The sequence below is a fragment of the Paenibacillus sp. LRG-1 genome (assembly GCF_057220305.1).
This window is the reverse complement of record NZ_CM170126.1, coordinates 2041311-2064615: the sequence shown is the minus strand read 5'-3', so window position 1 is coordinate 2064615 and position 23305 is coordinate 2041311. Positions and strand designations below refer to the sequence as shown.

At 46.0% G+C, this 23305-nt stretch carries 25 protein-coding genes, 1 tRNA gene, 1 pseudogene and 1 other annotated feature (1 of these 28 running past the window's edge); of the genes and pseudogenes, 9 read left to right on the top strand and 18 right to left on the bottom strand.

The window, feature by feature from the left end; translation table 11 throughout:
* Nucleotides 1-204, top strand: a binding site (T-box leader); it begins 35 nt to the left of the window's first position.
* Nucleotides 205-247: 43 nt separating this feature from the next.
* The gene (locus tag ACUUJN_RS09300; RefSeq protein ID WP_023988066.1) at nucleotides 248-1432 is read left to right on the top strand and encodes an aminotransferase class I/II-fold pyridoxal phosphate-dependent enzyme; all 1185 of its coding nucleotides are present in this window, start codon (nucleotides 248-250) and stop codon (nucleotides 1430-1432) included.
* A gap of 176 nt (nucleotides 1433-1608) precedes the next feature.
* Here ACUUJN_RS09300 and ACUUJN_RS09295 read toward each other — a convergent pair whose 3' ends face one another.
* The 4 genes and pseudogenes from ACUUJN_RS09295 to ACUUJN_RS09280 form a co-directional block, all read right to left on the bottom strand.
* Entirely contained in the window at nucleotides 1609-2169 is a 561-nt protein-coding gene (locus ACUUJN_RS09295; protein WP_023988065.1) for a GrpB family protein, read from the bottom strand.
* A 42-nt stretch (nucleotides 2170-2211) separates the two neighbouring features.
* A pseudogene (locus tag ACUUJN_RS09290) lies at nucleotides 2212-2361 on the bottom strand (macro domain-containing protein); the annotation flags it as partial.
* A gap of 62 nt (nucleotides 2362-2423) precedes the next feature.
* Nucleotides 2424-2816: a hypothetical protein gene (locus ACUUJN_RS09285; protein ID WP_023988064.1), complete on the bottom strand. Its 393-nt coding sequence runs from the start codon at nucleotides 2814-2816 to the stop codon at nucleotides 2424-2426.
* A gap of 21 nt (nucleotides 2817-2837) precedes the next feature.
* Nucleotides 2838-3425, bottom strand: coding sequence for a TetR/AcrR family transcriptional regulator (locus tag ACUUJN_RS09280; protein WP_023988063.1), 588 nt, complete (start codon nucleotides 3423-3425; stop codon nucleotides 2838-2840).
* A gap of 195 nt (nucleotides 3426-3620) precedes the next feature.
* Between ACUUJN_RS09280 and ACUUJN_RS09275 the strand changes: the two genes are divergently transcribed.
* Nucleotides 3621-4856 (top strand): MFS transporter, encoded by a 1236-nt coding sequence (locus ACUUJN_RS09275; protein ID WP_023988062.1) that lies wholly within the window; start codon nucleotides 3621-3623, stop codon nucleotides 4854-4856.
* 86 nt (nucleotides 4857-4942) lie between these two features.
* Here ACUUJN_RS09275 and ACUUJN_RS09270 read toward each other — a convergent pair whose 3' ends face one another.
* From ACUUJN_RS09270 to fabF, 4 genes are all read right to left on the bottom strand, one after another.
* Nucleotides 4943-5683: a zinc ribbon domain-containing protein gene (locus ACUUJN_RS09270; RefSeq protein WP_484669520.1), complete on the bottom strand. Its 741-nt coding sequence runs from the start codon at nucleotides 5681-5683 to the stop codon at nucleotides 4943-4945.
* Between the two features lie 94 nt (nucleotides 5684-5777).
* A complete protein-coding gene (locus tag ACUUJN_RS09265; RefSeq protein WP_023988060.1) occupies nucleotides 5778-6734 on the bottom strand; it encodes a helix-turn-helix transcriptional regulator in 957 nt (318 codons plus the stop codon).
* Nucleotides 6735-6754: 20 nt separating this feature from the next.
* Nucleotides 6755-7261: a GNAT family N-acetyltransferase gene (locus tag ACUUJN_RS09260; RefSeq protein WP_023988059.1), complete on the bottom strand. Its 507-nt coding sequence runs from the start codon at nucleotides 7259-7261 to the stop codon at nucleotides 6755-6757.
* Between the two features lie 141 nt (nucleotides 7262-7402).
* Nucleotides 7403-8641, bottom strand: a complete 1239-nt coding sequence (gene fabF, locus ACUUJN_RS09255; RefSeq protein ID WP_023988058.1) for a beta-ketoacyl-ACP synthase II — start codon at nucleotides 8639-8641, stop codon at nucleotides 7403-7405.
* Nucleotides 8642-8804: 163 nt separating this feature from the next.
* Between fabF and ACUUJN_RS09250 the strand changes: the two genes are divergently transcribed.
* The 4 genes from ACUUJN_RS09250 (at nucleotide 8805) to ACUUJN_RS09235 (ending at nucleotide 13861) form a co-directional block, all read left to right on the top strand.
* Complete coding sequence (locus ACUUJN_RS09250) at nucleotides 8805-9644, top strand: helix-turn-helix transcriptional regulator (RefSeq protein WP_023988057.1); 840 nt, start codon at nucleotides 8805-8807, stop codon at nucleotides 9642-9644.
* A 135-nt stretch (nucleotides 9645-9779) separates the two neighbouring features.
* Nucleotides 9780-11594: a DEAD/DEAH box helicase gene (locus tag ACUUJN_RS09245; protein ID WP_053325175.1), complete on the top strand. Its 1815-nt coding sequence runs from the start codon at nucleotides 9780-9782 to the stop codon at nucleotides 11592-11594.
* A 1-nt stretch (nucleotide 11595) separates the two neighbouring features.
* Nucleotides 11596-12546 carry a YqhG family protein gene (locus ACUUJN_RS09240; RefSeq protein ID WP_053325174.1) on the top strand — a complete coding sequence of 317 codons (951 nt, stop codon included), beginning with the start codon at nucleotides 11596-11598 and terminating at the stop codon, nucleotides 12544-12546.
* 58 nt (nucleotides 12547-12604) lie between these two features.
* On the top strand, nucleotides 12605-13861 hold the full coding sequence (locus ACUUJN_RS09235) for a hypothetical protein (protein ID WP_226887703.1): 1257 nt from the start codon (nucleotides 12605-12607) through the stop codon (nucleotides 13859-13861).
* 99 nt (nucleotides 13862-13960) lie between these two features.
* Here the strand turns inward: ACUUJN_RS09235 and ACUUJN_RS09230 are convergent, their stop codons facing one another.
* Entirely contained in the window at nucleotides 13961-14152 is a 192-nt protein-coding gene (locus ACUUJN_RS09230) for a YqzE family protein (RefSeq protein WP_484669519.1), read from the bottom strand.
* Between the two features lie 290 nt (nucleotides 14153-14442).
* Between ACUUJN_RS09230 and ACUUJN_RS09225 the strand changes: the two genes are divergently transcribed.
* A complete protein-coding gene (locus ACUUJN_RS09225; protein WP_023988051.1) occupies nucleotides 14443-15204 on the top strand; it encodes an N-acetylmuramoyl-L-alanine amidase in 762 nt (253 codons plus the stop codon).
* Here ACUUJN_RS09225 and ACUUJN_RS09220 read toward each other — a convergent pair.
* From ACUUJN_RS09220 to ACUUJN_RS09210, 3 genes are all read right to left on the bottom strand, one after another.
* Nucleotides 15179-16114, bottom strand: a complete 936-nt coding sequence (locus tag ACUUJN_RS09220) for a divergent polysaccharide deacetylase family protein (RefSeq protein ID WP_075154039.1) — start codon at nucleotides 16112-16114, stop codon at nucleotides 15179-15181. The two genes, ACUUJN_RS09225 and ACUUJN_RS09220, sit on opposite strands and share 26 nt — an antisense overlap.
* Before the next feature lie 125 nt (nucleotides 16115-16239).
* Complete coding sequence (gene msrA, locus ACUUJN_RS09215) at nucleotides 16240-16752, bottom strand: peptide-methionine (S)-S-oxide reductase MsrA (protein ID WP_028542807.1); 513 nt, start codon at nucleotides 16750-16752, stop codon at nucleotides 16240-16242.
* A 69-nt stretch (nucleotides 16753-16821) separates the two neighbouring features.
* Nucleotides 16822-17661 (bottom strand): MerR family transcriptional regulator, encoded by an 840-nt coding sequence (locus ACUUJN_RS09210; protein ID WP_076264291.1) that lies wholly within the window; start codon nucleotides 17659-17661, stop codon nucleotides 16822-16824.
* Nucleotides 17662-17797: 136 nt separating this feature from the next.
* Here ACUUJN_RS09210 and ACUUJN_RS09205 point away from each other — a divergent pair, with 136 nt between their 5' ends.
* Nucleotides 17798-19297, top strand: coding sequence for an MFS transporter (locus ACUUJN_RS09205; protein ID WP_484669518.1), 1500 nt, complete (start codon nucleotides 17798-17800; stop codon nucleotides 19295-19297).
* A gap of 425 nt (nucleotides 19298-19722) precedes the next feature.
* Here the strand turns inward: ACUUJN_RS09205 and ACUUJN_RS09200 are convergent.
* Nucleotides 19723-19806: transfer RNA gene (locus ACUUJN_RS09200), tRNA-Leu, on the bottom strand.
* A 220-nt stretch (nucleotides 19807-20026) separates the two neighbouring features.
* On the opposite strand from ACUUJN_RS09200, the gene ACUUJN_RS09195 reads away from it, so the two are divergent.
* Complete coding sequence (locus ACUUJN_RS09195) at nucleotides 20027-20563, top strand: YhjD family protein (RefSeq protein WP_023988046.1); 537 nt, start codon at nucleotides 20027-20029, stop codon at nucleotides 20561-20563.
* Between the two features lie 142 nt (nucleotides 20564-20705).
* On the opposite strand, the gene ACUUJN_RS09190 is transcribed toward ACUUJN_RS09195, so the two are convergent.
* The 5 genes from ACUUJN_RS09190 to ACUUJN_RS09170 form a co-directional block, all read right to left on the bottom strand.
* Nucleotides 20706-21035, bottom strand: coding sequence for a carboxymuconolactone decarboxylase family protein (locus ACUUJN_RS09190; protein ID WP_013309744.1), 330 nt, complete (start codon nucleotides 21033-21035; stop codon nucleotides 20706-20708).
* A 117-nt stretch (nucleotides 21036-21152) separates the two neighbouring features.
* Nucleotides 21153-21374: a hypothetical protein gene (locus ACUUJN_RS09185; RefSeq protein WP_023988044.1), complete on the bottom strand. Its 222-nt coding sequence runs from the start codon at nucleotides 21372-21374 to the stop codon at nucleotides 21153-21155.
* A gap of 139 nt (nucleotides 21375-21513) precedes the next feature.
* Nucleotides 21514-21858, bottom strand: a complete 345-nt coding sequence (locus tag ACUUJN_RS09180; RefSeq protein ID WP_007429850.1) for a hypothetical protein — start codon at nucleotides 21856-21858, stop codon at nucleotides 21514-21516.
* A gap of 101 nt (nucleotides 21859-21959) precedes the next feature.
* On the bottom strand, nucleotides 21960-22532 hold the full coding sequence (locus ACUUJN_RS09175) for a xanthine phosphoribosyltransferase (RefSeq protein ID WP_023988043.1): 573 nt from the start codon (nucleotides 22530-22532) through the stop codon (nucleotides 21960-21962).
* Nucleotides 22533-22616: 84 nt separating this feature from the next.
* Nucleotides 22617-23222 carry a DedA family protein gene (locus ACUUJN_RS09170; protein WP_023988042.1) on the bottom strand — a complete coding sequence of 202 codons (606 nt, stop codon included), beginning with the start codon at nucleotides 23220-23222 and terminating at the stop codon, nucleotides 22617-22619.
* Between the last annotated feature and the right edge of the window lie 83 nt (nucleotides 23223-23305).

Here is a 23305-nt window from a genome sequence, read left to right as displayed (position 1 = left end):
CGGATTTGCAGAGAGTTGGGGCAGGTGAAAGCCAACATTCCGAGGGTAGCCGAACGCCATCTCTGAGAAGCGGGCTGAACCTGAAGTAAGCTCTGCCGCCTTTCCAGCGTTAACCGGAACACGTATTGATGGATACGTGAACAGAGTGTCATTTCCTATGGAATGAAACTAGGGTGGTAACACGGGTATAAACTCGTCCCTTTTACAGGGGCGGGTTTTTTTGTTTTTTAAAAAGGAGGAAATCATCATGACAAATGTATCGACAGCAGTATCAATAACCGATTTTTTGACTCCAGCTGTACGGGAAATGCCACCTTCAGGCATCCGTAAGTTTTTCGAATATAGTACAGGCAGAAAAGATATTGTATCGCTTGGTGTCGGTGAACCTGACTTTGTAACCCCTCAACATGTCAGAAAGGCCTGTATCACAGCACTGGAAAATGGTAAAACATCATACACACCGAATGCTGGTCTTCCCGAGCTTCGTGAAGAGATTGCCGGATATCTGGAGAGCAGCTTCAGCACATCCTACAACCCGACAGATGAAATCATGGTTACCATTGGCAGCAGTGAAGCACTGGATTTGGCACTACGCGCCCTGATCACCGCACACGATGAAATACTCATTCCGGCTCCATGTTATATTTCGTATTCACCCATCACGTTTCTGAACGGAGGACATACCGTAACGGTTGAAACCTCTGCGGATCAGCAGTTCAAGCTGACAGCTGAGGCACTCCAAGCCAAGCTGACTCCACGATCCAAAGTGCTTATTCTCTGTTATCCGAATAATCCGACGGGTGGGGTGATGACCTATGAGGATTGGCTACCGATTGCCCGCCTGGTTGAGGAGCATAATCTTGTCGTCATATCAGACGAAATTTATGCTGAACTGACCTATGGACAGAAGCATGTAAGCTTCGCTGCTCTGCCGGGAATGAAAGAGCGCACCCTGCTCATCAGCGGCTTTTCCAAAGCATTTGCGATGACAGGCTGGAGGGTCGGCTACGTGTGCGGCCCAAGAGAGTTGATTTCAGCTATGCTGAAGATTCATCAATATACCGCCATGTGCGCTCCTATTATCGGGCAAATTGCCGCAATTGAATCCCTGCGTAACGGGCTGGAGGAAAAAGATCGTATGATGGAATCCTACAATCTGCGTAGAAAATGGTTCGTTGAAGGCCTATGTCAGACAGGACTGCCATGTCACGAACCAAACGGTGCCTTCTATGCTTTTCCCTCCATTATGCACACAGGGTTAAGCTCAGAGCAGTTTGCCAAGCGGTTGCTGGAAGAAGAAGGAGTCATTACTGTACCCGGTTCCGCATTTGGCCCAGGCGGCGAGGGCTTTATCCGCTGCTCGTATGCATCATCACGAGAACAGTTGGAAATGGCTTTGGAACGCATCAGCGTATTCTTGAAACGTCTATAAATACGATTTTTCCTATCATGAAATGAACATGAGTACTGGATGAAAGTTACTTTAGCAGCTTCTGAATAAGCTTTTTCTGGTGTGCTGGCAAGCCTTCCGGCCATTCCCCTACACGGCAATAACAAATGTCGGAGATTTCGGCGCTTGGTCGGAAAGTATCCAGGAGTCCGGTCGTCCTAATCTTTAGGATGTCCGGTATTCAGAACATTTTGCACAAAATCAGTCTTGGCCTCCGTGTATGCTTCACGATCATGCTGATTTTCCATCGCCAGCCGTCTTTTTAATACATCATATTGCTGAATCAGCTCAGGCTGTTCACGAAGTCGATTCCGAAACAATAGCTGCTGATCCCAATGCTCATCAGATTTCAGCATGAGATGCAGATGTCCCTTTCTTTGATCCTGTTCCACTTTAACCAAAAATCTTCTCCATTCCCGACCGTCCAATTCAGGTGGAACATAGTTCCAGCCTGCTGGTTGTAAAGCAGATACGACCTGTTCCAGTTGATCCCAAGATTCTAATTTTGCCATAATATCAATAATGGGCTTAGCGGAAAGATTGGGAATTGCCGTGCTTCCTATATGTTCGATTTCCGTCACCTTAAACGGCAGTAATAACTCCCGCAACTGGTGAATGACCTTTAAGCCCTGCTCTGACCAGGCAGGATCAGCATTCACTATTTTTACAGGCTCCGTAGCCCACACCGGCCAATGTTCCTGGTTTTGCTCCTCATGCATTCATGATCCCCCCTAATTTCCACGCATGTATTCTCTCATTCAGCTGATGTTCGGAAAGGCAATGCTTCGTGCATTCAGTTCTAAAGCTAATTGGAGTGCATTATGGTAGCATTTCGCCAATAGCTCCTCTTCCCGATGGTCGCCACCATTCCACACAGGACCGACAGTATGAATAACATATTCAGCATACAGTCACGTTTAATAGTTCAATTTGGGTATCCATTGATCCTGCTCCTCTTCTAAAAATCAACCGTTTATATAGTCATCTTATAGTCTCCACAGGCAATTTCTACTATATCGTCATAGGTTTTCAGCATAAGGTGCTTTAGATTTTTCCCCCGTGCACTTGCTATTGTAGCCAATAACGGCGTATCTGTAAGCTCATCAAAGCTGCTGCCCTGCGTATATTCCCGATCAGACAGGTGCAAAGCAACGTCCAGTTCAATCATGTTGAAGTAGTAGACTTCTGTGAATATCAGTTCGTAGGGCACAAAACCATCTGTTGCTTCCGCTGCCAGCCCCCCATTAATCTCTCCCTTCAAAACTAGCTCCTTCTTCGAATAATTCATATGCACATGGTCCAAATAGATCGCATCTCGTCCATACAATGCTCCAATCGGGGTTTGAACGGCCTTTATCTGTGGCATCCCTGCTTCTTCCCTTCATCTCTATTTCCCATCCAGTAATATAAGTAAAGTCGCAACCGCCTGATCTACAAAAGAGCGCGCTGGACGTGATTTCATCATCACGGTAATCCCGATTAACAAAGAGACCATCGTATGGGCCAGAGCTCGTGCGTCCATGCTAGCCTCCAGCTCTCCTGATCGTATACCGCGCTCAAGGGTTTCCTGAAAGACGGCAGAAAGATACATCTGATGTTCTCTGGTTAAAATTTCAAATCTTTCATCATGAGGGGCTAATTCTACCATCGTATTGATACAAAAGCATCCCCTATTAGGCCCATCCTCGTACTCTTCTGCCACGATTCCTCCAAAAAAATTGTAAAACGCTTCTTTTACAGAAGAATTGCTTTGTAGTCTAGAGCGTACATAAGCAGCGTGGGATTGCGTATATTTGCGCAGCGCGGCTTCGAATAATTGCTTCTTGTCTCCAAAAGCAGCGTAAATGCTAGGGCGCTGAATTCCCATTTTGGAGGTTAAATCGCTTAAAGATGTAGCCTCGAATCCTTTTTCCCAAAAAATTTGCATCGCTGCATTCAACGCTTGATCTTCATCAAATTCCCGTGGTCGAACCATAAGCAGCTCCTTCTTTTCATATCGTTCAGTATATTAAGATTGTATGATCAGGAAAAGAAACTGTCAAATATGTACATGATAAACTCTTGACATTTTATATTTGCACGAGTTATATTGACCTAAATTCATTACATACCAATCGGTATATTATACTCAACGGTATGTAAATTACAGAAAGCGACGTGGTATGTGAAAATGAAGACGTCAGAAGAAAAAGCGGTACTCCTCCCTCATCAAAAGGTAGCAAATGCTGCCGAAACAGCCCCCATTCCCTCCTTGTCCCGATCTGTGGCACTCTTGTTTGCCATAGCCTGCGGGCTGGCTGTCGCTAACATTTACTATGCACAGCCATTGCTGGATGCGCTGGCAAACGAATTTGGCATTACGCACTCATCGGTAGGCATGGTCATTACCATCACGCAAATTTGTTATGCGTTGGGATTATTGCTGCTCGTCCCGCTTGGCGATCTTTTGAATCGACGACGACTGATTACAGGGCAAATGCTGCTATCCGTGCTGGCACTAATCGTGGTTAGCTTTGCTCCTACCCGTACAATACTGCTTATGGGAATGGCAATGATTGGACTGCTGGCTGTAGTCACTCAAACACTCGTGGCTTTCGCCTCTACCTTGGCTAATCCGACTGAACGTGGGCGTATCGTAGGTCTGGTGACCAGTGGAGTCGTTATCGGCATTCTGCTGGCACGAACCGTGGCCGGTGTATTAACTGATCTGGCAGGCTGGCGTTCAGTTTACCTTGTTTCTGCTATACTTACGCTGTTTATGGCTGTAGCTCTGTTGCGGGTGTTGCCAAAGAACGAACCCACAAGTGTGACACTTTCCTATCCGCAACTGCTCCGCTCGGTTATCGTACTGTTCGTGCAAGAACGAATTCTGCGTATTCGTGCTGTCCTTGCGCTGCTCATTTTTACGGCGTTCAGCATATTGTGGACTTCGCTTGTGTTACCTCTCAGTGCCCCGCCTCTATCTCTTTCACATACAGCCATCGGAGCCTTTGGCCTGGCTGGAGTCGCCGGGGCATTAGCAGCAGCACGAGCAGGGCGTCTTGCCGATCAGGGCTTGGGACAACGGACGACGGGTATCGCACTAGTTGTATTGCTGCTATCCTGGTTACCTATCCGCTACACCGAGCATTCTCTGTTCGCTTTAGTTCTTGGAGTAATACTTTTGGATTTGGCCGTACAGGCTGTACATGTCACCAACCAAAGCCTGATTTTCAATGTTCGCCCTGAGGCACGGAGCCGACTTACTGCAGGCTACATGATATTTTATTCCATCGGTAGCGCCACCGGGGCCATTGCTTCCACTCATATGTACATCTATGCCGGATGGAACGGGGTGTGTCTATTAGGAGCTGGTGTCAGTGCTCTGGCTCTCATCTTTTGGGCTGTAACTCGACGTTCAACTTGATGGGGAGACTGCTATTGATTGAATCAGAAAAAACCGCTTGGTCCACAATAATGGCCAGGCGGTTCTCTTCTGTCACGACAAAATCATCACTTGATTGCAATATAAATCAAAACAGGTTCATCTGGACTGCCATACACTTCAAAATCACCTGTGTATGTCCGCTCCCCTTGTCCCATGGCAGCCCACTCCCAAATCGTCTGCCATACACGGAAGACAGAAGAAGGTTCCTGAGTTCCCTGAAAAATAGCATAGCGTGCAGCCGGAATGACAAGTTCTTCAAGATCGTCAGGAGTCTGGAAATCAACAGCCACTTCCTTCCCGATAAAAAATGTATACTCGCCCAAAGCTCCATTTTCATAGTCAGTATAGCAACCATAGACAGAAGCATGTCCTGCTTTTTCCTTTATCCGACCAGGCACGTCCTCACTCCAAAAACGTTCCCACATGTTTGGAATGATCCCGTGAGATGTTTGTTCATTCTGATTACTTGTACGTGCTTTCAACCCAATCAAACGGATCTCACCTCGATATTCTTCCCGAATGGGTCCATCCAGTGTAAGCCCCGTATCCTCTGAGGACCGCCATCGTTTCAAAAACGGCAGGTAATTACGCAGCATCGAAGTCGCTTCTTCTTCCTGCATCCCCTTCTCTACCAGGAAAGGCACAGACTGCTGAATCATTCCCTCCATAGTCAATTCAGGCTGTACAAATTCGCCTTCCTTGTAACAATACTTGCAATACTCATCCGTTTTATGATGTTGTGCATCCGTTCCATATTGGTCCTCATGCTCCAACGGCATCCCGCAACTTTGACAAGCTTTATCCATCCTCGTAAATCCCCTTTCGCTAACTGATATCAGGTATGCCACCAGTATAACGAAACAAACCTGACAACTATGGGTCAGGTTTGTTTTACTTAATCTAAGATGATTCCCGAACTTCTTCATAATTAGACGCAATACTCAGCGCCATCTTATGAATCTTGTCTCGCAAATGGGCTGGTTCCTTGACAACCACATCCGGTCCCAGGCTTAAAATAAATCCGTACGCCCATGCATCCTCGGGAAACGGGACCGAAACCGTGTAGATCCCTTCCTCCTGCTCGGTCAATGCTTCTACGCCAAACCAGTCCTCCGCCAAATGCCTTGAATTACGGTTAAATTGTAGCGTAAATGGTTGTACGGCTCTGGATGCCTCCATCCGTCCCTCATTCCACGGCAGCACTTCATAAGAAAGGTCCCTGCGAGCAAAAACTGTCTCTGTAACCACAGGGTCACTCATGCGGGAGAGTTTGAATAGACGAAACTGTTCCCTATCGGGACAATACGCATATACAAACCATTGTTGTCCTTTCAGAACGAGCGTATGCGGTTCAACATTCCGTTCCGTTATGGCTCCTTCCGCATTTCGATAGGTAAAAGCGACAGTACGCGCTTGGCTCATTGCTTCTTTCACCTTTTTCAATTTGCCTTCCTGTGCAGCTTGATTTCCCCATCCCGAATGATCGACGATAAACTGTGTGGTACGGACACTAAATCGCTCTTTCCCGGACTCAGGTATGATACTTTCAAATTTATGAAGTAACCGCGACACATTGGGGCTGCCCAACGTCGAGGACAAACTCTGCAGCCCCATCACAATGTCCTTGACATCGTTATCCGTCAGCATACTGCGATCCAAACGGTATCCTTCCATCAGACCGATTCCCCCATTGGCTCCCTGATAAGTCACCACCGGAATACCTGCCATACTAATCGCTTCAATATCTCTATAGATCGTCCGGATCGAAACCTCATATAAATCAGCCAGTTCCTTCGCTTGTACTCTATTTTTCTTTAGCAGCAAAATGACGATAGAAAGCAATCGGTCAATTTTCATTTTTTCAAAACCTTTCACCCTTAGTAAAAATAAGCCATGAGTTCCTCATTATATTCCTGTCCGTGATATTCTAAAGCATTCTTTTCTATACCATAGGTTTCAAATCCCAACTTCCTATACAGCTTAACAGCAGCTTGATTGGTAGTTACCACACTCAGGTTAATTTGCTTCAAACCTTCCAATTTTCTACCTTGGCTGATGACTTCCAATAAAAGTTTTTTAGCGATCCCCTGACCTCGGTAGGTCGATGGTACATAAACTCCCCAAATCGTTCCTTTATGCTGCGTTTTTATTTTTTGTTCTCTTCTAAACCCAGTCATACCAGCTAGCTGATGATCCTTTGTAAATGCACCAAGTATGTAATGATCTCGTTTATTTTGTATCTGCTTCACCACATCAGATAATGGAACTCTTGCAGCTTCCTCATAGGAGGTTCCAAAAGCTTCAGGGTTCATTTGCAGGGCTTCCAGTCTCAAATTCCAATACGCTTCAGCGTCTGCTGATTGTATGTTCCTGATTAAAATCATGGTTTCACGTCCCTCCAAATGTTTTCCTTCATCTTACTCTATCTTTTATCTAAAATGAATCTGTTATTCTTCGATTAAAATAACCTCAGGTGCTCTATCCAGCCGGATAGAATGCCTGAGGTTTCAATAACTCCTTACAAATTATGACTCGTAGCGCTTCAGCACAATAACCGCATTATGACCACCGAAGCCGAAAGAATTAGATAGCCCAATATTTAGTGGAACCTTGCGCGCTTCGTGAGGCACATAATCCAGATCGCAAGCAGGGTCTGGATTATCCAGATGCATCGTTGGCGGAATGATACCTTCCCGCAGGGATTGTACAAGCGCAATCGCTTCGACACCGCCCGCAGCCCCCAGCATATGACCCAGCATGGACTTATTCGCAGTAACCGGAATCTGATAGGCATAATCACCAAAAAGCTTGTGGATTGCAAGGGTCTCAGCGACATCCCCGACAGACGTACTCGTCGCGTGGGCGCTAATCACGTCCACTTCCTCAGGGGAGATGTGAGCCGAACGAAGGGCCGCTTTCATCGCCAAGTAAGCTCCGGTTCCTTCGGGATGCGGTGCAACCATGTGATAAGCATCCGAACTGGCTCCATAACCGATGACCTCACCATAGATTTCCGCACCACGTCGGATAGCGTGTTCCAGTGACTCCAGTACCAGAATACCTGCACCTTCGCTCATGACAAAGCCGTCCCGATTCTGATCAAAAGGTCGACTTGCTATAGAAGGCTCCTCGTTACGTGTGGACAAGGCAGTCGCATTAGCGAAACTCGCCAAGGCCAATCTAGTCACCGCCGCTTCAGCCCCACCGGCAAAAATGACATCTGCATCTCCTGTACGAATCGTCCGAAACGCCTCTCCAATTGCTGTATTCCCAATAGAGCAAGCCGTCACGGGTGAAAGCGTAGGTCCCATCGCTCCAAACGCTATACTAATTTGAGCAGCAGCCATATTCGAGATCATCATAGGTACCAGCGTTGGGCTAACTCTACCCGGTCCACGATGTAGCAGCACATCTACATTGTCCACCAACGTATCCAAACCGCCGACTCCCGATCCCACATAAACACCGACACGCTCCAAATCGGTGTGATCCAGTTCCAGACCGGAATCCTTGAGTGCTTGCTCTGCCGCATATAATGCAAACTGAGTAAACCGATCCATTCGTCTAGCATCTTTACGTCCCCATTGCTTTTCTGCATCAAAATCCTGTACCAGTCCAGCAATTTGTGCTTTCAAATCGGACACATCGAATGTATCAATTTTACGTATACCTGAATTGCCTTCCAGCAAATTCTTCCACAACGTGTCCACTTCATTACCCAGTGGGGAAACGACACCCATACCTGTTATCACTACTCTTTGCATAAGCTATTCATTCCTCCTGCTCGGTGACTTACTTATAATCCTCATTTTAACCTCGTCTTATCCTATTACAAGTGTTTGTTTATCCTGGTATAATGAACACTACTATAGTAAATGCCTTATTTGCTCACTTCGGATATACCCATTGAATGGAGAGAAAATACCTATGAAAACGGAAGCACGTCTGGAAGCACTATCTGTTTTTCTAAAAACGAAAAGAGCCCGCCTACACCCACATATGGTCGGTCTCCCCCAAGGATCACGTCGCAGAACACCAGGCTTGCGCAGAGAAGAAGTCGCTCAGCTGGCAGGTGTCAGTACGACCTGGTATACCTGGCTGGAACAAGGACGAGATATTAAGGTGTCCGCCTCTGTGTTGGATGCTATTGCTGCCGCATTGCAGTTGAACACAGACGAGCGCAAATATTTGTATGATTTGGCGATTGAGGCCGGGTCTCACAGCCTTCCTGCTCCTGCAGAGCAAGCCGTCATTTCCCCCTCTCTGCAAAAGATCGTACAAGAGCTGCACTACTGCCCTGCTATTATTTCAGATCGGCGCTGTCATATTGTCGGCTGGAACGCCGCTGCTGCTCATGTTTTTATGGATTTTGCCGAGCTACCCCATGAGCAACGCAATATGATTGAACTGCTATTCACCAAAAAGGAGTTTAAAAGTCTAGCCGTGAATTGGGAACACTTTGTAAAGGGATTCCTTGCTATTTTCCGTGCTTATTACGGGCAATACGTGACAGACCCCTGGTATGCACAATTTATACAAAATATGAGCCAGGCCTACCCAGAGTTTAACGAGCTTTGGAATCAGAGTGAAGTAAGCTCCGCACCGGAGGTGCTCATTGAATTTCGTCATGCCAAGGCTGGCAAAATGCTATTTGACCTGACTTCTCTTCAGGTACAAGGCAGTGTTGATCTCCGTTGTAGCATTTACACCCCCAATGCGCAAACCTCTACGGAAAGTAAACTCCAAAAGTTAATGGAAGGCAGCTAAAGGATTTCATCCCTCCTGTTATGAAGATATCTTTTTCCGTCCATACTACATCTACGATCTGTGCTAAATAGATGCCACATATGTGACAGAACCAAGAGCTTCAACTGTGCTACTACCAGGAGGGAGGGAATCATCATGAAAGCCAAATCGACAAGTTCCCCGCATATACACAATCAAGCGCCACTGCCTGTTCCGGTGCAATTTGATCGAAGCTGGCAGGATGAGCTGGACCAACGCCTACGCAAAGGTGGCCCTTGGGGAGATTGGAATCTGTATCAGCTGGCCATTGAGGCTGAAAAAGCCAAGCTGGTGCCGAGCTTCGATGAGCTTCAATGTCTACAGCATTTGCAAGACCTCACTCCACTACCCCATCAGCTGGATACCGCTCGGAAGGTACTGTTTCAAATGTCCGGACGTGCCATTCTTGCCGATGAAGTCGGCCTAGGCAAAACGATCGAAGCTGGAATGATCCTAAAAGAATATCTGGTTCGCGGGCTGGCTTCCAAAGTGCTTATTCTTGTACCCGCATCCCTGGTCCTACAATGGGTGCGTGAGCTGAACAGCAAATTCGGTATTCCCGCTGTCGCCCAGAAGAAAGCGTATTCTTGGTCTTCCGAGGTCGTCGTGGCCTCTATGGATACCGCCAAGCGGGAGCCCCATAGTAACATCCTGCTAGATACCGATTATGACCTGCTCATTATAGACGAGGCTCATAAGCTGAAAAATAAAAAGACATCCAACTACCAGTTCATTATGAAGCTGCGTAAAAAATATTGTTTGCTCCTGACAGCAACACCTGTACAAAACGATCTGTCTGAGCTGTTTAACCTGATTACACTGCTCAAGCCCGGTCAATTGGGAAGACATGGCGATTTTTCAGCCAACTTTGTTGTAGATAAACGTCTGCCTAAAAATGAAGATCAGCTCAAGGATGAGCTGTCTAAAGTCATGATCCGCAATCGTCGCGGAGAAGGCCCGGTTCAATTCACCAAACGAAATGTTTCCAACATTCACTTGGAACTTTCGCCGGAAGAGCAAGCGCTGTACGATGGGGTGACCTCTTTTGTCAAAGAGCAATACCAGGCAAATGGCGGAAATTTAAGTAGCATGCTGTCTCTCGTCACCCTTCAACGGGAAGTGTGCAGCAGCCGGGACGCTGTGTTCGTGACTCTGGTCAATTTGTCTAAAAAGATGGCTCCAGACTCTCCTCTACGCGATCGTGTCTGGGATTTGGTTGCACACATTAAAGCGATCAAGGCCAATTCCAAAGCAGAAAAAGCGCTTGAGCTTATCCGTCAGATGAACGAAAAAGTGATCATTTTTACAGAATACCGAGCCACACAGGAGTATTTGCTGAACTATTTCCGTGACCGTGGCCTATCTGCTGTTCCTTACCGAGGCGGCATGAACCGTGGACGCAAGGATTGGATGATGGATCTGTTCCGTGGGCGCATTCAGGTCATGATTGCCACCGAAGCGGGTGGTGAAGGCATTAACCTGCAATTTTGTCACCATATGATTAACTTCGATTTACCGTGGAATCCCATGCGCGTGGAGCAGCGGATCGGACGGGTACATCGACTTGGACAGACGCATGATGTTAATATTTTTAACTTGTCCACAACTGGAACGATTGAGGAGCATATCCTGCATCTGCTGCATGAAAAGATAAATATGTTTGAGATGGTCATTGGCGGATTGGACGTTATTCTGGAGAAGTTTGAGAAGAAAGAATCCATTGAAAAAAGTTTGTATAAAATTATGCTTGAATCCAGTAGCGATGATGAAATTCGCAAAAAAATGCAAAATCTGGGTCACTCGCTGGATTCCATCAAACAGGAAATGGAACAACTGCGCACAGACCAGCCAAACACCGAGGATTTATTAGGCTTAGCAGGCAATACGGTTCCTCCGGGCAAAGCTCGACGCAGTGTGAAAGGAGGTCGCTAGTTTGACCATGAATGCACAGCAAGTCCAGCGCTTTGTCCACACCTATCTGGAAGCTACCGGATGTAGTGTCATCGAGAGGTCGCCCCACCATGTAACCGTCAAGCTTTCTCCAGAAGCGGATAAAGCCCTAACAAACCGCCCCTACTATTGGGGATACGTAGAGCGTACTGGCGTTCCAGCGCAGACGATGTCCTTCACTTTCATCTTTGATGGGGAAGCCTATCGCACAGAACAGGAACGTTTAGCCGATCATACGCCACCAACTCCAGCATCAGGCAACGCAGCACAGGATCAGGTCATGGGGCGTTACTTCGGTCATGTACCGACGTTACCACAATTAGGACCTGGACGTATTTTGCAGGAGGAGCTTCGATATGGAAGCCGTCGGCTGCATCAAATTTTTGAAGCCGCACGAGATGGAGGGAAATATGTTTATTTGTTTGAGCAGCCTGATGCCCGTCAGCTGTCTGCCCGCTCTCCCGTAGTCTATGAAGCTTGGCTCAGCATTTGCTATAAGATTGAATTCGCCTGCGATTTGAAGCGTGAGGAACTTCAGTGGCTAGGTATTTCGCTCAAAAGCGGCACCATTGTAACCGATTTTGGCGCCATGCTCGAAACCCGGCAGCTCAGCCCGCTGCTGGCGGGCAATATGCATGTACAGCCTGCCAAGCTATCTGTCCCTGAAGCTTCCACCTCGCTTGAAAGCTACATCACTGAACAACTCCGTCAGCAAGATTATGGTTGGGCTGAGCAGGCGAAGGAACGATTGCGCGAGGAATTGGAGGTTATTGACCACTACTACGATGATCTAATCAAAGAGCAGAAAGAGGAAGAGGATAAAAAAGAAGCCATTTCAGAGCAGCATCAAGCCCGCCGTAAAGAAATGGTATGGCAATATGAGCCAAAGGTACTCGTATCCGCCATTAACTGCGGGATATTTCATCTGCGGTAACCGATATCTCTCGCTCCTTCGCAGGAAAGTTGCAGAGGTATCGTCAGCTTGTAACATCTTGCTTCAGCCTACATCAGTTTCCGCTGCTGTAACCACAAGTTTGGTTAAACATGTCTCCTATGTATCGACAGCAAAAAACGAACCTGGATACGACATTTATGCCGACAAGGTGCAGCAGTCTTTTTATCGGACAGGCTGTATGCTGGATAAAAAAGAATGCCTCCGTCGGGCAATCAAGCCGACAGAAAGGTGGATTACATTGAATAAGAGTCATTCCGGGCACTATAGCATAGGTATGATCGCAGCTGTTCTGATCGGCCTGTCCGCAGTCTGTCCGTTCACTTCCATTCATGCGGCTCCCTCAGCCGCACAAGGCAACAATTTAAACTCGGTGTCTCTCTACAACGAAAGCTCGTGGGTTCCTCCATTGAATTCCACGAGTCCTATTCCCCCTTCCCCAGGTGACGTTTCAGCAAGTTTTCCTACTGAGGAGCAAGGCGTGCCCGCAGACGTAAAACAGACTGCGGACAACACGGTACAATCCCTATCATCGCAGCCCCCTTTTGCCTCGTGGAAAGATGCTGAGCTTAGCTATCATCCGCTCGGACCTGGAACCCATAGTTGGCTTGTTCAAGTAAACCGTGCGGGAGAATACATCGGCTACCTGATTATCGGCTCAGACTCCAATGGCGCATATCAACTCAACGAATACGGGAATGGTCCGGGCGGGCCTTATAGTATGGCTGTACTTCGTCAATCCCTGGTGTCGCTCACAGATACTGATCTTTCATCTATCGACAAGCTGCAAATCACACCTATGTATGAGGAACCGCTACTAGCCTACTGGCTGGTGCGTTCCTCTACAGGCAGCGAAATATGTATTGATGCTGTGACTGGCGATCCATTACCTGTAGAAGTGGCAGATGGGAGTTGGAAACATAAGCTCCAGAACAACGCATTCTCTTTATCTGTACCCTTTTTGAAAACAAAGGCGCAAGCGGTTACGGTCTCGTCTGCTCCTTTTGATCCCTATGACGATCTGGGTTGGCTTCAACCCAAGCAAAAACTTTCTGTCCGTAACACAGCCCAATTTATGGATACACTGAGTATTTCACCGCGTATTATATTTTCTGCCACAGGTATCAATTTTGCCTTTGGAGGTCCCTTATCCATTAGTGGGTATCAGTCCTGGATATCCCCAGATCATCCGTCCCAACCCAATTTATATGCGTTAACCTACCATCATGGACTGTCCCGATTTGTACCCTTAAAACAGTTATTGTCAGCTGGTGAATTTTTTCGTTTGGACTCTTAGTTATTAAGAAACACGCAAAATGATTCGGAATGATCCCTACAACACAAAAAGAGACCTCAAATGGCATCCCCTATGCCTCTTGTGGTCTCTTTGGCGAGTTTAATGTCGCTTTCTTCGTTCTCTGCGTGTGGATTTCATCCACATTTTCAGAGCCAGAGGCAACATGCCAAACCATTTGCTCACCCACGGCTCTCTGGCTTGTTTTTGACTGCGTCGAACATCACGCGGCGTTTCCATATAGCGAACAATTCGCTGCGTAATATACGTCACCAGTTCGTCACTCTTCGCCATCCTCCATGACCTCCTCTATTCTGCCCCTATCATGTCCATTCACATTGCTTGGAAATATCGGATTTACACGTTAGGTGCAGATACAACTAGCTTGCTCATTTTCCAAAAGGTCTAACCCCTGTGGGAATAACTATGCATGGTTTCCCTTAAATGGAACATACTATCTTCAACATAACAGTTACCTCAAGGCTAATTGTTATGTTTGAAGGCAGCTACGTTGCTTTAGGTTTGATGTCTGTTATGCATGGTTTTTCAGTAAACAATCAATTCGTCCACTGGAGGAATAGAACGTGCGAAAAAAAAAGTTAAACAAGATATGGCTGAAAGGGCTGGGGTTGAGTCTATGCATCCTTTGCAGTGCTGTATTTGCCCCATTTACCTATCTAGCTGCTCAGCCCAACGAGAAAAGTAGCGAACCGAACAAGTATACAGAGGGTCCATCCAACGTACATTCGTCCTATCACGCTTTTGCCAAGCCCGTTGTCCTGATTGATGTAGGCCATGGCGGTGTGGATGGTGGAACAAGTCACAAAGGGCTTTTGGAAAAAGATATCAATCTCGCCATTGCTCAAAAGCTGTACTTGATCTTACGCTCCCAGGGTTACCCTGCTGTCCTGAATCGGGACAAGGACTACGCACTGAGTGACGATAACCGTTGGTTGCAGTCCAAATCCCGGCACCTTAAAGACCTGGCTCAACGTAAAAGTCTAACAGAACAACTGCCCACCGCTTTGGTTGTAAGCCTGCATGTCAATTGGACCAAACGTACCGAAAAACGTGGACCCATTGTGCTGTATCAGGATGAAGGCAGCAGCTATCTGTTGGCTGAACGGATTCAGCATTCATTAAACCGCTTATTTTGCATGAATAGAGAAACAGTGTACGGAAAACCCTTTTATCTTCTGAATAAAATCCAGCATCCCGCTGTAATTGTGGAAACCGGATTTATCAGTAACGAACAGGACAGAGCCATGCTTTCCGGGGATCGCGGTCAAAAAAGCATTGCTGAAGCTGTTGCCGAAGGCATTATTGCGCATCTGACGGCATGGTAGTGTTGGTGGCTGGGTCTCCAGTCCATCCCCATACAGCACGCACCAAATCGCTAATACCCACAAATTTGGCGTGCTCCTTTAGCTTGGGAACCGATGAATGAAGAGCCGAGGATGTATACATGCCAGACACGCCAACGTGCCCAATCGTTACGCATGTATCGTGCTCGTCCAGCCACTCAATCACTTTTGTAAGTTGCCGATTCACATGAGCGAGTGTATGGACATCATCCAGGAAAACATCATTGCGTACCGGTGGCATTCCCTTTTTAGCGGCAAGTTCAGGTACCACTGACCAATAATTAGTACGGCTGTCGACAAAAAATAGTCCATGCTCCTTACAAACATCAAGAACAATAGACATAATGCGTTTATCCGAAGTGACCTTGGAACCCATGTGGTTGTTCATTCCTATCGCATAAGGAACATCCTTTATGGCTGCTGTCACCTTAGCACGTACTTCTTCATCCGTCATATTTGCCTTAATTGCTCCGGGTCCAAGCCATTCGGGCTTTCCCTGCTTTGGTTCCATTGGAAGATGGACGATGACATCATGACCACGCTTATGCGCTTCCATAGCGTCCTGCTTGGTTGTAGGCAGGAAAGGCATCACAGCAACGGTAATCTTAACGGGTAAATTTAAAATTTGCTCAGTCCCTTTCATATTATTTCCCAGATCGTCGATAATGACGGCAACCATCTTTTGCGGCACGTCCTGTTTGTCTAATGCTTTTGCAACACCAGTACTACAGACCATGAATAACATGCATACCGAAATACAGAGTACTACGGTTCTCCGTATTTTAGAGCTTGAATGGAATACAGGTACATAAGCTGGCTCTTTCCGGCCGCGAGATGCCTTTAAAGCCTTTTTTATTATGTTTCTCATGTGTAGCTTCCGTCGTGTACTCATTGCGGGTCAGCCTCCTTCTCTGTCCCTTCATTGTGTGAGTAACCTCGTCTAAATATGTATAAGGCAGATCCATGGAATACTCCCTGATCTGCCTTATCGTGCGTAGAAACGTATATTAAAGCCGCTTACCAGTTCTTATCAATAAATTCATCACGGCCTGATTGGGCCCGATCTTCCTTATAGTGCTTCACGTTTTTCTTGTGGTAATCCTGATGATAATCCTCTGCCGGATAAAAAATAGAAGCAGGAAGAATCTCCGTTACAATTGGCTTATCAAAACGTCCACTTTGTACCAACTGCTCCTTGGACTGTTGCGCAAGCTCACGTTGCTGCTCTGTATGATAAAAAATTGCGGGTTTATACTGTGTACCCCGGTCCTGGAATTGACCTTCCCCGTCGGTAGGATCTGTTTGCGGCCAATATAATTCGAGCAGCTTTTCATAAGGAAACAGCTCAGGCTCAAAAGTAATCTGCACCACCTCGTAGTGACCTGTAGTTCCTGTTTTAACCTGCTCGTAGGTCGGATCGGGAATCGTTCCTCCAGTGTATCCTGACACAATGCCATGAATGCCCGGCTGCTCTTCAAATGGTGTCACCATACACCAGAAGCATCCACCTGCAAAAGTTGCTTTCTCCATCTTACATCCAACCTTTCAATAGCTTCATCATAAAGTGCGTTATTTTCTATCATATCTTAAAAGATAACCTTATAAAAGAAATTTTCTCCCTTTACAAACCTCAACCGATATCCGTATTACATAGTCGTCTGGATTTTTTTCTGCGAAATAGTTGAGCAAATCCACTGCGTACGCACTCCCGCACACAGTCATCCCTTTACTCGCTATATACTCTTTTATAACGGAGTACGCTTCAGACATTGTTTCATATGATCCTCTGTGATTTAAGACAGCATAGAGGCCTTTGGATTTGGTAACTATTCTCTTTCCCACAGTCGGAGCCTTTAGCTTATTGGCAATATAATCGGAATAATAATCCCCTGACTCAAACCGATCCTTGGATAAAATGGTCCAGATCGGAAACTCATAATCAGTAAAGTGATTTTCGCAATAATCTCGATGTTCCTTTAATTTGTGAGCAAACTCCTTATCACCATCACCCTGTTCCAGTTGTGTGGCAATGAAATATTCCTCTTCACATTCTTCTATTGACGGTCCATCGTGTAACTCTCCCTTGGCTTGCTCCGTCATTTCAATGGCACCTTTCAATAGGCTTTGCATCCGTTTTATTCTAATCCGTTCCACTTCAAGGTCATGCAGTTTCTGTTTGAATAGCTCTATGAGCAGAGGCGTATTCTGATTCTCAATAAATTCCTTGATTTCCTGTAGTGAGCTCCCCGCCTTCTTTAGCACATTAATAATATCAAGCGCGTAGCATTGCTGAATGGAGTAAAAACGATAGCCTTTTGAGTTTGTGAATTCTGGTTTCAAGAGCCCGATCTCATCATAATGGAAAAGGGTATGTTTGGTGACTCCGCAAGTCTTGGCCAGCTCACTGGTAGTAAAGTATGGGCTGTGACTTTTTGACATAACTCATTCCTCCGTTATGTTTTAGAAGTTTAGTATGTCTATTTTATCCCGAGAATTAGCACTTGACTATAGGGTAACCCTATAGATTAAGGTTTTAAATTGTAATAACTTAAATTTGTATTCACGGAGGAACAACATGTCTAAATTCAAACGCTGGTTGGTTCTAGCTATCGTATCAAGCGCTCTTTTGCTTATTGTGATGGATATGACCATCCTGTATACCGCATTGCCGAGCTTAACCCATGACCTCGGTGCATCAGCGTCAGAAAAATTATGGATTCTCAATGGCTACTCGCTCGTTATGGCGGGTCTGCTGCCAGCAATGGGAACGCTTGGGGACCGCTTGGGTTATAAAAAAATCTTTACCCTCGGGTTGCTTGTATTTGCTGCTGCTTCGCTTACTGCCGCCTTTTCCCCCGTGCCCTTTGTATTGGTGGCGTCTCGAGTTCTTCTTGCAGTCGGAGCGTCTATGATGATGCCCGCTACCTTGTCAATCATTAGGGTTACATTTACAGATGAACGCGAGCGTGGATTCGCGATCGGCATTTGGGGCTCCGTTTCTGCAGGAGGAGCAGGACTAGGTCCTATCGTCGGCGGGCTTCTTTTAGAGCATTTTTGGTGGGGTTCTGTATTTTTGATTAATTTGCCGATTGCGATCATTGCTTTTGCATTAACTCTGATTTATGTTCCAAAACATGCGGGCAATAAAGAGAAAAAATGGGATCTTACCGGCTCCATCCAAATCATGATCGCCATGGTGGGACTCATCTATTCCATCAAAGAGTTTGCCCGTCGTGACGGGTCTCCAATATTGGCCGTAATAGGTGCGGTTATCGGCGTCTTGGCACTTATCATCTTTATCCGTCGTCAAAATAAAAGCGCTAGCCCTCTTATTGATCTTACTTTATTTAAAATTACAAGGTTCAGCACCGGATTTATAACTGCCTTGGTGGGTGCATTTACACAGATGGGGATTCAATATATTGTAACCCAGCGTCTTCAACTGGTGGAAGGTCTGTCGCCTCTCCAAGCAGGACTGTACACGATCAGCATACCGATTGCATCTCTCATTGCCGGCCCCTTAACCGGGTCCATATTGCATCGCTATGACGTTATCCGTATTAAAAGCTCCTCTCTTCTGATTGCCGGTCTGGGAATGGGCATCTATCTCACGCAATTTAATTCAGGCATGGCCGGGCAGATTCTTGGATTGGCTTTACTTGGTGTGGGTTTGGGAGCAGGTATGACAGCAGCATCTCACTCCATTATGAACTATGCCCCGGCACACAAAGCAGGCATGGCTGCATCGATTGAAGAAGTTGCCTATGAAATGGGGGGAGCATCAGGGATTGCTATCATCGGAAGCATGTCAACTCTTGCGTATTCCCTAGCTATGAAAGTCCCTACGGGACTCCACGTTCCAGCGAATGTGAAAGACAGCCTGGATGAAGCGCTCATAGCTGCAGAGGGTTTGCCTGCCCAGGCTGCAGAAGCACTGAAAGATGCGGGCCGTTCTGCTTTTGATCAATCCTTTTTTGTTATCCTTGTGGGAGTAACTGCAATTTTGGTGGTAGCTTCGCTAGTTGTCCGTTTGGCAGGGGCGCGCTCCAAGAAAAAAAGAGATGTTGAGTTTTGATACAGTTAATTCCATGTAGTTAATTCTAAACAACTGCCGCTACATCTCACGAGCGGCAGTTGTTTTATTTGTTATTTTTTAATCGCCTCCAAAAGTCTCGTATTCAGTAGATTCAATTAGGAAAATTTCGACAGCCATTGGTAAGCATATTGAGTAGATTGAACTGAAATAAGATCAAGCATGGCAAGGCTGGAAAGAAAGAGATAGAAGAGGTGAAAATATCGACTTCATAATAGAAATGGGAAAAAATCCACCGGAATGCGCTTATAAGGTCATTCCAACAGTAGACTTATTATCCTGTTCTCATAGCTTCGGAGAGATTTCTTCGACACAGGTCTTGGGTAACAACTTAAATTTTTTAAGCATACAAAAAGGTCCGCAAACTGCTATAAAAGCAATTCACAAACCTGTATATTATAAGATGATGCGGTCGAGAGGACTCGAACCTCCACGGGGGTTAGCCCACACGGACCTGAACCGTGCGCGTCTGCCAATTCCGCCACGACCGCATATATGTTGTCATATACCTCGAAAGATCTATCTTTCTTAGCGACAAGATAGATCATACCATGCTCATATCAAGATGTCAAACCTTTTATGTTTGTTAATTTCCCCTTGATAAAAAAGGAATAATAAGCTAAAATAAGAACATAAGTTCTCAGGAACGAAGGTTCTTTTTTTCAATCGGTTATGAATTATCATCACATTTTCCTAAGGCGGTGAATGGTAATGACTTCTTTAGATACTACTCAGCATGAATGGTCTCTTGTGAAAAGTTATCTGCTCCTTACCTTTATTCAAAAAGTATTTGAGCGGGACAGCCTAATTCTTGAAGAAAGCGGTATGCTGAAAACCCCTGATCTTTATGTCGAAATGGTTAACGCAGGTGTAGATCGTACCGGAATCCTGCTATCTGAAATAAAACATGAATTTAATAAATATCACATTCATGTTCTAGACATACAACAAAACCACTCCGGCGTTCACGCCACCTATATAAGTAAAGGAAATAAAGAGCAGTTCAATATGGCTATGCCAGCATTCCGTAAAGAAATGTATGAGCGGATGCGAGCATATCTGGGGCTCTCGACCTCCATGCCTCATACAGCCGCCCTTCCTTTACTAGAGAAACATCGCCCCGAATTACCAAACAATTCAACTTCCAAACCCCTACGCATCGTTGAACGAAGTTTGGTTACATCCTCTTTGGCCTATAAGCGTAAAACGTCTCGCCCTGCTGCTTTTGCCGCAAGCAGAAGAGCATAGTCCCCGCACAACAAACACGCAAAAGAAAGAAGCTTCCGCAGACACCAACTGTGCTCGGAAGCTCCTTTCCATAACCATCATATATCAAAATCGATCTATATTCGCTATCACGAAGTATAAGCATATCTATTAATGATTTGCTTTATTGCAACGCCTTCTGTACACGCGTAACCCCTTGACTTAGAGCATGTCCTCCACCTACTGCTGCGGCCACAGCAATGGTCTCCATAATTTCCTGATCACTGGCTCCTTTGGACCGCGCCTCGTCCACGTGATAAAACGTGCATACTTCATTGTTGGCAAATAAGCCAATGCCTAGCGCAATCAGTTGCTTGGTTTTCTCATCTAAGCTGCCGGCTTGAAAGCACTCTCCGGTAAAGCGATGATATGCATGAACTACCTCGGGCAACTGATCTTCCAAATGGCTGATTTGATCCTTGTATGCATGTACTTTTTCGTCCATAACCGTCATTGACACAGCACGTCCTCTCTGTTGGATTTCCCTTCATTACTGTGTCCGATTTAGAGTTTCTGTATGCCTAATGAATCGCTCAGTTATTTTTATCCAACACCCATTTGGAACCCCTTCCTAACCCAGATCTATCGGATTGTGACGCGGCTCGCCGAACGGCTGGTATGTATAACTGCGATCCAACTTGACCACACGTCGATTCTGGCGGCGAATAAGCACCTGTTCATCATCCCATGCCAGTACAATGCCAACAACATCGTTGGACTCCAATCCATCGCGTACGACACGCACCTTTTCACCGGAGAGTCGATAAGCATCCAATTCTTCGTCCATAATCATCCTTGTCCCCTCCTTATTCACTTTTTTAACACAGCAACCATGATTCTATATACATGAAAAAAGTTTAAAAAGAGACCTAAACAATCATTTAGGTCTCTTCTCTCTTACTACTTATATGGATTGCCAACAGAGCGACAAATTATCCCGACTGGTTTACACTGTGATCATGTTCTTTTGTATCGTTCTTCTCGTACCAGAAGTCCAGCACTTGTGCAGACAACACTCGCTGATCTACATACTCCACTTGGTGAGCAGTAAATTCTTCTTTCCAAGAGAAGGACAATTCTTCGCATAGGTTAACCAACGTCAACAACTCAGACCAGGCCACATAGCGTTTATACCAAAAAAACTGAGGATGTTCAATCATATAGGGATACAAATCGTCGAATTCCGTATGCTTACAATCCAAGGCACGCTCAAAGTGTACTTTAGCCGCTGCCAGTTTTTCCAGAAAAAACTGTTCGGTCAATTGTTCTTTCCCCATGTTGCTGCCTCCTCTCCAAAACCTTATCTATATTATAAGCGAAATTGAAGCTCATGCAAAGGTTATTATTAGAAATAAGGATCAGGAGTTTTGAATTGTTACTATTCAGCAAACTCAATCTTGCCGTCAGCTAACGACGAAATTTTGACCAATGACTCTACACGAATACCCTGCTCACGGATGGTTCTCGCTCCGGCCTGAAAGCTTTTTTCCACCGCGACACCGAATCCAATCAACTCCGCTCCGGAGCGTTGAATGATTTTAACCATGCCTCGTGCCGCATCACCATTAGCGATAATATCATCAATGAACAGAACACGATCATCTTCGTGAATAAATTGACGAGACAGCATAATATCCGTAACAATACCTTTAGTAAACGAAGGTACGCGTTCACATAGCGCGTCTGGATCAGCTAATAGGGTCTTTTTACGACGAGCAAATACCAACGGTACACCCAATTCCAATGCTGTCGCAAACCCGATGGCAATGCCTGAGGACTCCACGGTCACTACTCTGGTGATCTTCTCTTCCCGGAAACGTGCTGCGAACTCTCGTCCCATTGCCATTGTCAGCTCTGGATCAACCTGGTGATTAAGCAAACCATCCAGCTTCAGCACCTGATCTGATGCAATCACGCCTTCATTTAAAATTCGTTTCTTTAATACTTCCATTACATGACCTCCCACGACATTCCTATGCGGTAAAAGTACCATACTTCACCCGCCGCTTTCAAGCTGTAGCTGCTTTCCATGCGGTCATGTGACATTTTTTTTACGCTTGTTCCAGAACCATGCGGTGATTCCTCCCACAACGATTAAAAGAATAACGACCAGCCCTATCCGATGCGTCACCTTCTCCATTAGCTTCGCCACCTGCTCCCAATGCATGCCCACCGCATGTCCAATCCCCAAAAATGTACCGCACCACAGCAAAGCTCCTGCTGATGCATAACTGATATAGCGAAAAACGCCTAGACGGGTTGTACCTGCCAGATATGAGGATACATGTCTCAAGCCGGGGACAAAATATCCGAACAGGATTCCCCAGGTACCATAGCGCCCAAACCAATTTTCAGAAGAGGCAATTCTAGAAGGCGTAAGCCTCACCCATTTTCCGTATCGATGCAAAAGTGGTTTGCCCAGCAGACGCCCCAGGGTGTAGCTAAGCATCATACCCGTCATACTACCGAAAAATGTGACTGCCAGTGCAGCAATGAAGTTGTAGTGCCCTTGAGACACGAGCCCGCCGAAGGCGATCATTAGCACTTCGTCGGGTATCGGCATACCCGCTACTCCAAGTGCAAGCAAACCGAACATTGCCAAATATCCGTATTCCAGTATCCATGCAAGGATTTGACCCATAAATTACGCTCCCGTCAAGCTATTCATTAAATTCACTTTAATTATTTTCAGTCTCATCCAGTCATGTCCTATTTCAGTTGAAC